The following is a 13,951-nucleotide window of genomic DNA, read 5'->3' as shown; positions in this document are numbered from 1 at the left end:
ATGTCCTATGTGTGTTATTGCAATATAAGGTGTTCAGGAAATAAAACGACCAGCAGCAAGACCAAGACTTGCATCAAAATAAAGGGCACTACGCCTTTATAGATGGTGGTGGTTTTAAGAGATTTAGGTGCCACGCCTTTTAAATAGAACAAACTAAAGCCAAAGGGGGGCGTTAAAAATGAGGTTTGCAGATTCATTGAAATTAAGATGGCGAACCAAATTAAATCGATATCCAGCACCATGGCAACTGGCGTCAGAATGGGAACAATCAGGAACGAAATTTCAATAAAATCGATAAAGAAACCAAGGAGTAAAATGGTCAGCATGGCCAGTATGATGAAGGTCCATTTGTCTCCTGGTAAGTCTAAGAAGAAGTCCTCCACAAGATATTCGCTACCAGAGTAGCTAAACACCATTGAAAACGCAGTAGCACCGACGAGCACAGCGAAGATCATGGCGGTGACTTTTACCGTTTCGCCCGATATTTCGTGTACACCTTTGAATGAAAAGCGCCCATACATAGCTGATAACACTAATGCACCCACAGCGCCAATAGCTGATGACTCCGTGGGGGTCGCAATACCAGTGAAAATCGAACCCAGCACGGTAACAATAAGCAGTAGTGGCGGAAAGATGTCTTTAATGGCTTGTACAATGATGGTTCGCTTATCTTCTGTGACGTCAATCGGCGGGCAAAATTCAGGTTTAACTTTTCCTAAAATTAGGATGTACAGGGTATACACCACTATCAGTAATACGCCTGGAATAACGGCAGCGCGAAACAAATCGCCAACGGGAACGCCCATTACATCGCCTAAAATAATCAAGATAATAGACGGTGGAATGATCTGCCCGAGCGTGCCGGCGGCGCATATTACACCAGCTGCGGTCGGTTGGTGATAATTATTTTTAAGCATGACGGGCAAGGAAATCACGCCCATGGCAACGACGCTTGCGCCAACGACACCGGTAGAGGCTGCTAATAACGCGCCGACTATAATAGTAGAAACGGCAACGCCCCCCGATATACCGCCGAATAACTTGGCTGACGATTCAAGTAGGCGCTCTGCTAGACCGGTTTTTTGCAGCACTATGCCCATAAAAACAAACATCGGAATGGCCATCATGGTGGTGTTTTCCATGATGCTCATGATGCGATAAGGCATAAAAGCGAATAGGTCTGCGCCGAGCACAATCACACCAATAAGCACGGATACCCCAGCGAAGGTAAACGCCACGGAATAACCCATGAATAAGCACAGCAAGGCAATGCCAAATAATACTAAACCTGTCATTAGATGGCGTCCTTATGATCTGTGGAGGGGGTAAAGGTGCCGCTAAGACGTTGTATTTGTTCGAGCATCACGTACAGGGCGCACAAAATCAGAAACATCGATGAAACGGGGATAACACCGCGAATGATAAAGCGGTGGGGCAAGCCACCAGGATCGGCACTGCCTTCGCCCATTTCGTAGGCTTCAAGGGTGTAGTCCCAGCTGTAATAAAGGATCAACAGGGTGACGGGCAGCACAAACAGCAAGGCCCCGAATAAGTTGATATAGGCTTTCACTCGAGGGCTAAAGTTGTCGTAAAATACATCGACGCGCACGTGGCCGTCGGCTTTTAAGGTATAACCAATCCCGAACATAAACATGGCAGCGAACAAGTGCCATTCTAGCTCTTGCATACCAATACTGACTTCATTGAAGAAGTAACGCATGATGACGTCATAAAACACGTTCAAAATCATTAACATCATCAGCACACTGCATAAATGGCCAACGCCATCTATAAATTTGCCTAGTAACTTAACGACTGTATTCATAATAAATCTCTGACACAGGGCCTATGTGCCGTCACCTATGGAATAAACCGTGACAGGCAGCCAGCCTAAAATTAAAAGTAAGTAAAAGGACAGGGAATAGGCTTGAAGACTCACATTAAACTGAGTCTTCAAGCCTTTTTGTTACTCGTTTGACTCGAAGCTTTCTAGGTAGGCTTGGTCGGCGAACTTAGTCCAAGCGCGTACCTGCTCTTGGTAAGTCTTGATGGACTTCAATATTTTGGCTGTTTCTTTATCTTTTGCTGCAAACTCTGCCAATAGCTCGTCATTCGCGTCACGAATGGCATTCATCACTGGTTGCGGGAAGGTCCGAATTTTCACATTCGGGTATTCGCTTTGCAGGGCTTTTAAGTTCACACCATTTTCATGGGTAGACTGTGAATACATATCGTAAGCAGCGGTTTTCATGGCCACAGTGAGTATTTTTTGTAGATCAGCAGGCAAAGAATCATAGGCTTTTTGATTGACCATAAACTGCAGTTCAGTTGCGGGCTCTTGCCAGCCGGTGTAGTAGTAAGGCGCTATTTTGTGAAAGCCCATACGTAAATCAAGAGACGGGCCAACCCATTCTAAGGCATCAATGGTGTTACGTTCTAATGCTGTGTAAAGCTCGGCAGACGGGATGTTCGTCGGACTTGCTCCAAGCTTAGCCAGTACTTCACCGGCGAAACCAGGAATACGCATCTTAAGTCCTTTTAAATCCTCAACAGTGTTAATTTCTTTTCTGAACCAACCACCCATTTGCACGCCAGTGTTACCGCCAGGAAACGACAATATACCGTATTGATCATAGGTTTCTTTCATCAACTCCATACCGCCACCATAATAGAACCAGGCATATTGCTCAGGGGCGGTCATACCGAACGGCACTGTGGTAAAAAACATGGTGTTAAAGTCTTTGCCCTTCCAATAATAAGATGCCGAGTGACCCATTTGGTATTGGCCGCTTTTTACAAAATCGAAAATGCCTAACGCTGATTTATGTTTGTTGGCTGAATCGATGCGAATGGTTAGACGCCCGTCAGACATCTCCTTGACCATTTTTGCCATGTTTTTGCTAGCATCACCGAATATGGGGAAGTTAGGGCCCCAAGTTTCCGCTAGGCGCCAGCGATACTTTTTGCCATCGGCGGCACTGGTTGGCGCATTGAGGCCTAGAGCCAGTGCTAACGTGAGTAATAAATGTGTTGCTTTCATGGGAATTCCTCATAAATGTTCAAAGGTCACATCGGCGATTTGCTAACGCCAAGTGAAAAACTGTTAGAGGAATGTTAAATGTTTGTGAGTGTGTAACTATTCGTATGAACACCCATTTGTACTAGGTAGTTTTACCTAGGTAGAAGTAGGTTGGCGCCCAAGCGGAAAGACTGAAATAATCCTACTTTAACGTTCACAATAATTTAACACGCTGAATTTGCTCGGCTTCAAGGCGCAATTAATATGACTTTACCCTTAAGACTGCTGTTTATTGCAGTGCTGCAGGTAGTATTGACGTCTATCTTGACGTACTTCTTAGTGACAGATGAATACCGAGACCTCTCCAATCAAAGTGTTGATACCCTAGAAAACTTTCTTATTGAACAAAAGCATCAAGAGCTGGAAAACTACACCCTACTTGCTGTCTCAGCCATGTCAGACGCTTACGAAAACAGCGCCATAGATGACGATGAAGCGAAAGCCCGCGTTACCGAGATAATTCACGATATGACCTACAGCGGTAATGACGGCTACTTTTTCGTTTATGACGGTGACGGCAATGGCGTGGTGCACCCTAAAGAGCCCTACAGAGTCGGTAAAAATTGGTGGGAGCTTGAAGGCGAAAACGGTGATAAGACGATACAAATTCTGCTGGCTAACGCCAAGGCAGGTGGGGGATTTCACCGTTACCCTTGGCGAAAACCTTCTGCGAATGAAATGTCTGAAAAAATGGGTTACTCAGTGTTTCTTGAGAAATGGAATTGGATGATTGGTACGGGTGTGTACTTAGATGACGTAAACAGTCAACTAAATAAACTGCAGCGAGAAATTGACCAGCACATTAATAAAACTAAGCAGATCATATTGCTCGTAGCCATGTCGTCCATATTTCTTATATTTCTGCTGGGACTGATTCTAAATTTAAGTCAAAAGAAAAAGACCGATCAAAAAATCAGTGAATTGGGGCTTAAGATCATCAACATGCAGGAGGAAGAGCGTCGGCACATATCGCGAGAATTACACGATGGTATTGTGCAAGTGTTGGTCTCTATTAAGTACTCATTAGAAGCGACAGGTTTATGGCTGAAAAGAGCCAAGGTCGATAAGCCTCAACCGTTGGAGCACGCCCAAAGTAATCTGCAAGATGCTATCAGTGAAATACGCCGAATATCCCATCATTTGCACCCCAGAATATTAGACGAGTTGGGTTTGTCTGCCGCAATGGACGCACTAGCTACCGAATTTAGTGAACAAACAGGGATCGCAGTGAATGTGACTAAGCCAGCAGTACGAAAGTTAGTGCAAAATGGGATCAGTACGACTTTATATCGTGTGGTGCAAGAATCCTTGATTAACGTGCAAAAGCACGCACACGCCAGCGAAGTAAATATCGAGATGACTATCAAAGACAAGTGGCTAACGTTGACGATCAGCGACAATGGATGCGGTTTTGATGCCCACAACACAGATAAACCTGATGACTATGGGATAGGATTACGAAATTTGGCCGAGCGCGTAGAATATCATCTAGGGGAATTCAACGTACACTCGTCAAACGACGGAACACAGGTTACTGCGCGAATTCCAAAAGCTAGCTACGCTAATACTCACACAGCTACACAAGGCCCTTCAGTATGACCGAAACACACAGTGAGCAACCGATACGACTATTGCTGGTAGATGACCACCCTATGGTACAAGGGGGACTTAGCGCCTGTTTGTCGTTTTATGATGACATTGAAATTGTCGGCATGACCCATGATGGCAAAGATGCACTGGAAAAGGCGCTCGATTTAAAACCTGATGTGATCTTAATGGACATCAGTATGCCCTCTATGAACGGCATCGATGCCACTGAAATTATCACTGACAGTCTCGATGACACCAAAGTGTTGATATTTAGCATGCACGATAGCCCCGAGTTTGTGACAAGTTCGATTCAAGCGGGCGCATCTGGCTATATTTTAAAAGACACGACATCGGAAGAGGTGTATTACGCAATTAAGGCCGTCGCTAAGGGACAAACCCACTTCAGCAGTTCAATTGCAAAAATGCTGATTGATAAGCCAATCAAAGACACCAGTCAAAAGCTCACTACCCGGGAGCAGCTCATTTTAACCCATGTTGCCCAAGGTAAATCGAGTAAAGAAATCGCGCGCATTCTTAATATCAGTTTTAGAACCGTTGAGGCGCATAGGCGCAATATGAAGAGCAAATTAAATATTGAGTCCCTGGCTGAGCTTATCTGTTACGCGGTTGACCATGGGCTGGTAGAAAAGTGATACCTGGGCTTCACTGATACTTGGGCTTCGCAATGCGCTGCGCATCGCACGTTTGATAAAGCGCTAATAATGGCTTATCTATTAGAGGCCAACCTAAATAAAGGCTAACCAGGCGCCAACGCCAATTAGCAAGCTACCAGCGATGGCGTTCATCCAGCGGATGTTGTTACCGCGATTTAAAAATAAGCGCAGGCTTTTGCCGCCGGTGGCGTAAATAAGCATACACAAAAACTCACTGAGCATGATCAAGCTCACCAGCACAACAAGTTGCCCAGTAAGGGATTGGGTTACGCTAATAAAGGGCGGTAAAAGGGTCACCATAAACGCCCAACCTTTGGGATTAGCAATGGCGGTAATAAAGCCTTGTGACGCAAGCTTCCCGCGAGAGGTAAAAGTAGGGTTATGATCTGTGGTGACCTTATTATGAGCAAAACACATCTTGAGCCCCAAGTAAGCTAAATATGCGCCGCCCACCCATTTGAACACGTTAAAAACACTTGGGTAGTTGAGCATCACACTGGCCACACCGATGACGGCGGCAATAGCGACAAGGGCAACACCAACGACTTCACCTATCATCATCCACATTGTGCGGCGTACACCCACGCTCATACCCAAGGTCATGGCCAATGTCATACACATACCAGGTGTAATAGAAACGAAAAAGAAAGTGGGAATAAATACCGCGAGAAGAGCTAAATCTGGCATGAATGCGCATCCAAGTTGGCAAATTAAAACCCGAGCAGTTTACCCATATCAGATTGATTTACTAGGAATACTATTGCCAGTGTCCCCTAAACATACGAACTTGTGGTTTATCGCCTTGCTCTTTATTGTAAACATACCTCCCTAAACAATCCTGCAGAACTCATGTAATGAACCAACGCGGTGTAACATGCCTAAATGGTTTGTTGACAAGATCACGTGCAGCAGTTGTGAACGATTTCGCCTACTGACGAAAAAGGCACTAGATTTGATGTAAACCTAGTGCCTTTACAATAAAAAATTGAGAACGTCTGAAATTATGGCTCTTGAGGCTACTCTCGAGGTTACTCTTGAGCCTACTCTTGTGCTTCTGTAGGCGATGCGTCGCTGGCAGTTTTATCACTGGTTAGTTCGCTATCTGCTGCTTCGATGTTCTTTATTTCATCACTAGCTAACCCTTCACTTGCTGAGCGTAACGTTAACAACTTACGCAGCGCAGAGACGATAAATAGGGTGGTTTCCATGGGAGAGCGATGATAAAAACTATCCCAGGCTTGGCCTTTATGCTCTGCGTAATTATCCATTCGTTCAGGGTGAACTTCGCTGTAGGCTAGGTGCACAGCATGGCCGATGGTTACATCAACAATCAGCGCCTCATCAATCTGTAAACTTGGGTTTTGTTCAAAGAAGCGACCGAGAGCGCTCATGGTTTCCACCGTAAGCTGGCGATACTCTGGCGCTTGAATGTTGTTTAACATCTGCTCTATCAACAGCGCAAATGCGGCTTCGCCTTGGGTCATGTCACTGAGAACCATATCGCTGGCAACCCGGTTACGCTTGTCCATTTTGTTACCAATAACTAACCCAGTGGTGTGCTTAAAGATGCTCCAAACTTGCGGGATGAAACCCGCGGGGCGTCTGTCTATTACGCCTTGATGCTGGCGCCACACATACCAGCCCTCAGTTGGCTCTGTGAGTTCTTCAAAGCCTGAGTCTTGATCCCAATCCAATTTGCCCGAGACACATTCAGCATGAAGCTCTTCGAGTTTAATCGGCAAATCAGCTAGATTTTGGTATTCCTCAAGCACCGCCTCGATCTGATCCTGAATTTCAGAAGGCGCCAAGTTCATGATGTGCTCATACGCCTCATCAGGGGTTTTGTTATGTTCCCGAGATATCTGACTCGTGAGCAGTACAATCAGGTAACTTACGCGCACCGTTAACAATTCGCTGAATAGTTTAGGGCGAGACTTCACCAACATGCCAAGGGACAATAATACTTCTTGCGTTAATACTTGGTCGCGCACATCTTCTCGGCAAAATTGATTGATTTTGGCTAGCAGCTCGTCGTCTTGTAAGGGTTTAGAAATAAGTGACTCATCACTGTAAGCACGGCCTACTTGAATAAACTTTTGGGCGACAAGTAACGCGCTCACGGCTAAGCCCAAGTCACCATCTAGTTTGCCCAACAAGCCTGAGGCGTGACGCAGCACAGACCACAGACGCAACCGACCTGCTTGCAAGTAAATTTCTTCGATTAACGACCTAACAGTGTGGTGTTGGCCGTGATAGGTAATGGTGCTATCAAGCGATAAAATCTTGCTCATAGCGGCAAGAAGAGCAATTTGTTGATACAAATTATTAGAGTGTTCAAGACGAGCATGCAACTCATTTGCATCAGTGAGTGAGTCAATCTCTCGCTCTTGGTCTGATGTGAGCGCCAAATGATTGCCAGATAGCGACAGGGCGCAAGAATGGCTGAACAAATCTCGTAGGGGCTCTGATGGCAGCACTAAATCATTTAATTGCTCCACTCGTTCCACTGCAGATGTAGGGGTGAGCTGCGCCATAGCGCCATGCTTAACCGGTATATCATCTACTTCGCCCGTGGCAATCTGCGCCATTAATTCAAAAAACGAACTGCGATCACCATCCAACAAGTTATGCGTTAATAATACCGTGACGGTCGGGCGCCCAACTTCGGTCCAATTTGAGTGCAAATAGCTCAACTCACTCTTAAAGCGGCGCACAAGAAAATCAATGTCGTAACTTAAAAAGTACTCGTGTTGCATGAAAGAGGGGGTTAAACACACGGCGCGCTGCTTGTTGAACATATAAACGCGGCTGGTGGTTAAGCTTTTTAGCATTCTAGGGATACGACCCGTTAACCCTAAACTGTCACATCTGCCGACTTGGCCATGTACCGCAGCAATATCCTCTGGCCGATAAACCTTTACCGGTGCAATATCGCTTAAGGTTTCTGTAGCAACACCGTGCGCGGCCAACTCTTGTTGTAATAGCTCATCTTCTGCTAAAAAAATCAGCTGAACAACAGGCTGCATTTTCGGTTTCCCGTGGCGGCGCCCCAAGGGGTCTAAGTCACCCGGTCTGAGCAAACCATCTTCGAGCATGGTACCGAGTAAAAATAAACTTTGGGCCCAAACTAATGGCACATTTTCATTCGGTAATCGATTTTGTGAATGTGGCTTTGCGCGCTCTGCATCAATTGATTCAGCGGGCACAAAGTATAATTCAGGCAGCAATTGAAAGCCGTTTTGTTCAACCAGTACATTATCTAATCTGTCTCGATAATGCTTAATTTGTGGTTTATTGTCGGTGAAAATAGCATCTAAATAGAGATAGGCGTAGAACAACGGCCACTCAGATTCAATGTTTTCAAACTGCTTTAACTCTTTATCTTCGTAATGCAGACGCCCTTCATCTTCAAGCACGGTTTGGTGGCCATCACGTAAAAATCTTTTCAAGCCGTAGCGGCCCTCAAGTTTAGTAACGATTTCAGTTCTGACGCGATCTGACAGGGTTTTATCGGGTACAGCAAACGCCGGGAAACCAATGACACTGAGCAATGCCGCATCAATTTCTTTAGTATTAGATTCTCTGGGGAGCATGGCGCTCAAGGTAATGTTCGACTGAGCGATGTTGTCTGGAATAACGTGAATTACTGAGCTCAACGAGCCTTTCGCGCCATAAAGATTAAAACCAGAGAGTGCTTCAAGCGCTGCCTTTGCCATGCCAAGCGAACTGGCGTTTAATTCCACGCTACCACTATTACTTTTAGCGCCACGCTCCCAAATACCGAAGTCTGGTGTTCGATAGGCACGCTCGATGTAATACACCAAATTTTGAATAAAGCACACTTCTTCGTCTGACCAGATAACATCGAGTCCAGATGCAATCATTTGCGTCAGTGTTAGCAGAAACACTGAGGTCGCATCAATTTGTAAGTGGCCCCATTCTGCATCACCTACCACGCTATCACCTGTGATGGTGTCGTATTTGGCATGCAAAGCATCAATAGGATTGCGGGTTTTCTTGAAGACTTCTATTTTTTCGGATTGGGCCATCATGGAGCGTAGCAAACCACGCATTAACTTCACGGTACGTTGCTGCAATTCATAGCCTCTGCCATCGTCGCTATCGACTTTGCGGTAGGCGAGGGCTAAACCCCAAACGGCTAAAATACTGTAAACATTGTCTCTTACCCACGCATCTTGGTAATTCCCGTGGACCGTGATGGCGGTACTCGCTGGTAATAGGCCACTGACAGGATGTTGTTTGTCTAAAATAACTGACTTTATTTGCTGATAATAAGCATCTAATTGGGTGTTCAATTCTAAGTTGTGCATACAAAATCCTAATAAATTCGTAGGAAGCGATTCAATAGGCTTCCTAAATTGCGCAGCGTACCTTGCCTGTAATACCCAAGTAAGATACCCACGCAGAAAATGAGTAATAACAAGTTGTGAATGCTTATATCATCTAACTTGGTTTGCTAACAGTGAACAATAGGTTAAGGCTGGCCTTGCATTGCTATTATGTGCAATTGAAGATAACCAAAACTCCAGCAATGTTTGCGCCACGGTGCGTGATGCATAACACGTCTAAGACTTAACAGCTTTTTACGCTGTCATTTTATTAACGATAGCCTATAACACCAAGAACTTAAACGTTTAAGTTCTTGGTGTCTTATTTAACAAGTGATTCCCATCAAGCAAGTGCTAGGGCGCGATTATGGTGCAAAGTGCTTACTGTTTGCAGTGCTATTTACATTTGTCGTTACAAATAAATGCAAATAAGAATTATTACTATTGAGGTGATTGTGGGATACTACTGGAAGTTATTTGAGGAGGAAATTTAAGAATGCGCAATGTGATTAAAGAATGTGTGACTTCTGTTCATCATTGGAATGACACGCTATTTAGTTTTAAAACCACCAGACAGAAATCTTTCACCTTTGAAAGCGGTCAGTTCGTCATGATCGGGTTGGAGCTTGCGGGTAAACCTTTAATGAGGGCTTACAGCATTGCCAGTGCTAATTACGCCGACGAGTTGGAATTTTTCAGTATTAAAGTACCAGATGGTGCGCTGACGTCAGAGTTACAAAAAATCAAAGAGGGTGATGAAGTCATGTTGACGACTCGCGCAACAGGTACGTTAGTAGCGGGTTATCTTCAGCCGGGTAAAAATTTATATCTGCTGAGCACTGGCACGGGCTTAGCACCATTTATGAGTATCATTCAAGACCCCAATATCTACGATCAATACGATAAAGTGATATTGGTTCATGGTGTACGCTGGGCATCTGAGTTGGCGTACCAGCAAGAGATAGAGGTATCGCTACCGAACAATCCATTCTTTGGGGATATAGTGCAAGAAAAACTACTGTATTACCCAACAGTGACGCGAGAAGACTACCAATACAACAGTTTGAAAACGGCTGATGGAATGTGTCCTCATCAAGGACGGATAACCGATTTGTTACTGACGAACAAATTGACCGATGACTTAAGCCTACCCAACATCGACCCTGAAAATGACCGGTTTATGTTGTGCGGCAACGATGCCATGTTAAAAGATTTAGCCGCTATCTTAGACGCCAAGGGATTCAGTAAAGCGAATTCACGCTCCCAAGGGCATTATGTTATTGAGCAAGCATTCATCGAAAAGTAAGTCGAACGAGGTTTTGGTGCACCACCAATGGCAATGCGTAAGACGCTATTCAGCTCGTGAATTTACTTTTGTGGTGCCTTGTTGCAAACGAACCGTGGCTCCAACAAGATACGAACAGATACAGCACTGCCTGTTTCATATTCATTAGGCCTCAGGTAGCTTTAATTCGCTGCATCGAAAGCCTCATCTGTTTTTCTATTTCAAGAATAACGAACAGGGTGATACCTACACCTATGATCGGTAAACCATCGAATAAAGGGATCGCTTCTGTTGCAAATACGATTTGCAAGGGGGGAAAATAGGTTATGGCAAATTGCGCCACAGTAATAATCGATACAACTAACCAGACTACCTTAGTACCGCATACAGCCTGCCAAGTTAATGATGTAGAGTAGATATTGCGAATGAAAAACAATTGAAAAATTTCCATTACAACTAAGGTATTCAAAGCCATGCTTCGAGCTAGTTCTAGAGAATAGCCGCGATCAACGGCGTACATATGAATACCAAACACACCGCATAGGAATAAAACAGAAACTAAGATTACATACCAGATCATTTCTCTAGACAACAGAGGTTCGTTACGCCCTCGAGGAGGGCGGCGCATCGTGCTTTCTTCGCTCGGTTCGAATGCTAACGCTATGCCAAGTGTTATTGCCGTAATTAAGTTGACCCAGAGGATTTGAATAGGGGTAATAGGCAACGTCATGCCCATTAACAATGCGACAATGATAGTCATGGCTTCACCCGCATTAGTGGGTAGTGTCCAACTGATGACTTTTTTGAGGTTGTCGTAGACGGTCCGTCCCTCGCGCACTGCAGATACGAGAGATGCAAAGTTGTCGTCGGCCAGCACTAACTCTGCAGCTTCTTTAGCAGCTTCACTGCCTTTTTGGCCCATCGCAATCCCCGCATCGGCTCGTTTTAACGCGGGAGCGTCATTCACGCCATCTCCAGTCATCGCTACTGTCATACCATGAGATTGCAGTGCCATTACTAATCGTAGTTTGTGCTCTGGGCTGGTGCGGGCAAAAATATCGCATCCAAGAACAGCATTTCGTATCGCGCTTTCGTCCATACCATCAAGTTCCACACCAGTTAGTACTTTATCGGTAATTTGTAAGCCAATTTGCTTACCGATAGCTGCTGCAGTTTTGCTATGGTCACCAGTTATCATCTTAACGCGAATACCGGCTTCGAAACATTGTGCAACTGCGCTAATCGCTTCTGTACGAGGAGGGTCTATCATGCCTAACATACCAATCAGTGTTAATGTGCCTGTGACATCAGCATGCTCTAAAACGGTGTGTGATGGTGTCACTGTTTTGATGGCAAACGCTAATACACGTTGGCCAAGTCCAGCGATAGTCTCAGCTTGGTTGTTCCAGTAGGCTATATCTATTGGCTCTGATTTGTCGTTTAAGCCTTTTTGATGTGTACACATGGCCAAAATTTGTTCTGGGGCACCTTTTACAAATATGCAGGCTTGTTGCTCATGATTGTGATTCAGCGTAGCCATAAATCGATGTTTAGCATCAAACGGTATGGCGTCTGTTCGGGGCCAGGTAGCGTTAATTTCTTTTAGGTTGAGGGTCATTTTTACGCTAAAAGCGAGTAACGCGCCCTCCATAGGATCTCCTTCGACTAGCCAGTTTCCGTCTTGCTCTCGCAGAGCGGCGTCATTACATAGCGCGGCAGCTTGCGCCAATTCATTAGGTATAAAATCAGTAATAGCCACGGCTTTAGTTTCTAGGGTCAACTTACCTTTAGGTTCATAGCCATTGCCTCCTAAGGTGAGTAAGTGTTGCTGCGTGAGTACTGAAGCCACCATCATTTCGTTGCGAGTTAATGTGCCTGTTTTGTCAGAACAAATAACGGATACTGAACCCAAGGTTTCAATCGCGGGTAAATGACGCACTATGGCATTTCGTTGAGCCATGGCTTTAACACCAATGGCTAACGTTATGGTTAGAACCGCCGGTAAACCTTCTGGAATTGCTGCTACCGATAGCCCCACTACTGCTAAAAACATTTCAGTAAAGTTATGGTGTTCAACAAAATACCCAAACACCAGTAACACGGAGGCAACGGCAAGGATCATAATTGTCAACCACTTGGCAAACACCGCCATTTGCTCAACTAGAGGCGTGGTTAACGTTTCTACTTTTGACAACAAGCCGCTAATACGACCTATTTCTGTGTCTTTTCCTGTACCGACCACTACACCCTTGCCTTGACCCGTACTGACTAGTGTTCCTGAATAAGCCATGCAAGTGCGATCACCGAGTGACGCACCGATTTCAACGACCTTACTTTGCTTTTCGACTGGCAGTGATTCACCAGTTAAAATCGCTTCTTGAATTGTTAAACCATAAGCGGAGAGCATTCTGAGGTCGGCAGGCACTTTATCACCAGCTTCAAGTAACACTATGTCACCAGGAACTAAATCTACTCCATCAACGTTGGTGCGCTCTGCGTCACGGATCACGTTGGCTCGAGGCGCTAGCATCTGCCTTATAGCGTTCATCGCTTGTTCTGCTTTGCCTTCTTGAATAAAGCCAATCACAGCATTCGCAATAACCACCGCTAAAATAACGCTCATATCAATCCAATGCCCAAGCACAGCGGTAATCACTGCAGAACCGATTAACACGTAAATCAGAATATTATGAAAGTGCATTAAAAAACGTACGAACGCGTTGCTGCGGACAGCTTGTGGCAAACGGTTAGCACCATGAGTTAACAAACGAGCTTCAGCCTCAGCTTGTGTTAATCCGTTCGTCGAGCTTTCTACGCTTTTAAGCGTTTGCTCAGCCGAGGTACTGTGCCATGTAGATTGTGCAATATCCGTGTCAGTTTTTTGCATGGTGGCCTCGCATATTTAGGAAATTCAGCTGTATTGGAAAGAAGAGTGTGTGAATTGATGGTATCAAGAGCATGCAAATCTAATTTG

9 protein-coding genes are annotated in these 13,951 nt (G+C 45.1%); 3 read left to right on the top strand and 6 right to left on the bottom strand.

Annotated features, from left to right (window positions below; translation table 11 throughout):
* Positions 1–14 precede the first annotated feature (14 nt).
* The 3 genes from PATL_RS11700 to PATL_RS11690 all read right to left on the bottom strand — a co-directional run bounded on the left by PATL_RS11700 (position 15) and on the right by PATL_RS11690 (position 3,040).
* Positions 15–1,295: a TRAP transporter large permease gene (locus PATL_RS11700; protein ID WP_011575092.1), complete on the bottom strand. Its 1,281-nt coding sequence runs from the start codon at positions 1,293–1,295 to the stop codon at positions 15–17.
* The gene (locus PATL_RS11695; protein WP_011575091.1) at positions 1,295–1,825 is read right to left on the bottom strand and encodes a TRAP transporter small permease subunit; all 531 of its coding nucleotides are present in this window, start codon (positions 1,823–1,825) and stop codon (positions 1,295–1,297) included. The genes PATL_RS11700 and PATL_RS11695 overlap by 1 nt, the downstream gene beginning before the upstream one ends.
* A 141-nt stretch (positions 1,826–1,966) precedes the next feature.
* Positions 1,967–3,040, bottom strand: a complete 1,074-nt coding sequence (locus tag PATL_RS11690) for a TRAP transporter substrate-binding protein (protein ID WP_011575090.1) — start codon at positions 3,038–3,040, stop codon at positions 1,967–1,969.
* 243 nt (positions 3,041–3,283) lie between these two features.
* Between PATL_RS11690 and PATL_RS11685 the strand changes: the two genes are divergently transcribed.
* Entirely contained in the window at positions 3,284–4,678 is a 1,395-nt protein-coding gene (locus tag PATL_RS11685; protein WP_011575089.1) for a cache domain-containing protein, read from the top strand.
* The gene (locus PATL_RS11680) at positions 4,675–5,322 is read left to right on the top strand and encodes a response regulator (protein ID WP_011575088.1); all 648 of its coding nucleotides are present in this window, start codon (positions 4,675–4,677) and stop codon (positions 5,320–5,322) included. The genes PATL_RS11685 and PATL_RS11680 overlap by 4 nt, the downstream gene beginning before the upstream one ends.
* A gap of 93 nt (positions 5,323–5,415) precedes the next feature.
* On the opposite strand, the gene PATL_RS11675 is transcribed toward PATL_RS11680, so the two are convergent.
* Both PATL_RS11675 and PATL_RS11670 read right to left on the bottom strand, forming a co-directional pair.
* Positions 5,416–6,030, bottom strand: a complete 615-nt coding sequence (locus tag PATL_RS11675) for a LysE family translocator (protein ID WP_011575087.1) — start codon at positions 6,028–6,030, stop codon at positions 5,416–5,418.
* Between the two features lie 353 nt (positions 6,031–6,383).
* Positions 6,384–9,674, bottom strand: a complete 3,291-nt coding sequence (locus PATL_RS11670; RefSeq protein WP_011575086.1) for a glycoside hydrolase family 15 protein — start codon at positions 9,672–9,674, stop codon at positions 6,384–6,386.
* Between the two features lie 514 nt (positions 9,675–10,188).
* Between PATL_RS11670 and PATL_RS11665 the strand changes: the two genes are divergently transcribed.
* Complete coding sequence (locus PATL_RS11665) at positions 10,189–10,998, top strand: ferredoxin--NADP reductase (RefSeq protein ID WP_011575085.1); 810 nt, start codon at positions 10,189–10,191, stop codon at positions 10,996–10,998.
* Positions 10,999–11,149: 151 nt separating this feature from the next.
* Here the strand turns inward: PATL_RS11665 and PATL_RS11660 are convergent, their stop codons facing one another.
* Positions 11,150–13,864, bottom strand: coding sequence for a cation-transporting P-type ATPase (locus PATL_RS11660; protein ID WP_011575084.1), 2,715 nt, complete (start codon positions 13,862–13,864; stop codon positions 11,150–11,152).
* Positions 13,865–13,951 lie beyond the last annotated feature (87 nt).

Source organism: Paraglaciecola sp. T6c (genome assembly GCF_000014225.1).
Lineage (GTDB): Bacteria > Pseudomonadota > Gammaproteobacteria > Enterobacterales > Alteromonadaceae > Paraglaciecola > Paraglaciecola atlantica_A.
The sequence above is the reverse complement of the archived record's forward strand: the minus strand, read 5'-3'. Positions and strand labels throughout refer to the sequence as shown.

Coding starts and splice junctions, on each gene's coding strand:
- PATL_RS11675 (WP_011575087.1), bottom strand. CDS start 6,030: ATGCCAGATTTAGCTCTTCTCGCGGTATTTATTCCCACTTTCTTTTTC.
- PATL_RS11700 (WP_011575092.1), bottom strand. CDS start 1,295: ATGACAGGTTTAGTATTATTTGGCATTGCCTTGCTGTGCTTATTCATG.
- PATL_RS11665 (WP_011575085.1), top strand. CDS start 10,189: ATGCGCAATGTGATTAAAGAATGTGTGACTTCTGTTCATCATTGGAAT.
- PATL_RS11685 (WP_011575089.1), top strand. CDS start 3,284: ATGACTTTACCCTTAAGACTGCTGTTTATTGCAGTGCTGCAGGTAGTA.
- PATL_RS11695 (WP_011575091.1), bottom strand. CDS start 1,825: ATGAATACAGTCGTTAAGTTACTAGGCAAATTTATAGATGGCGTTGGC.
- PATL_RS11670 (WP_011575086.1), bottom strand. CDS start 9,674: ATGCACAACTTAGAATTGAACACCCAATTAGATGCTTATTATCAGCAA.
- PATL_RS11680 (WP_011575088.1), top strand. CDS start 4,675: ATGACCGAAACACACAGTGAGCAACCGATACGACTATTGCTGGTAGAT.
- PATL_RS11660 (WP_011575084.1), bottom strand. CDS start 13,864: ATGCAAAAAACTGACACGGATATTGCACAATCTACATGGCACAGTACC.
- PATL_RS11690 (WP_011575090.1), bottom strand. CDS start 3,040: ATGAAAGCAACACATTTATTACTCACGTTAGCACTGGCTCTAGGCCTC.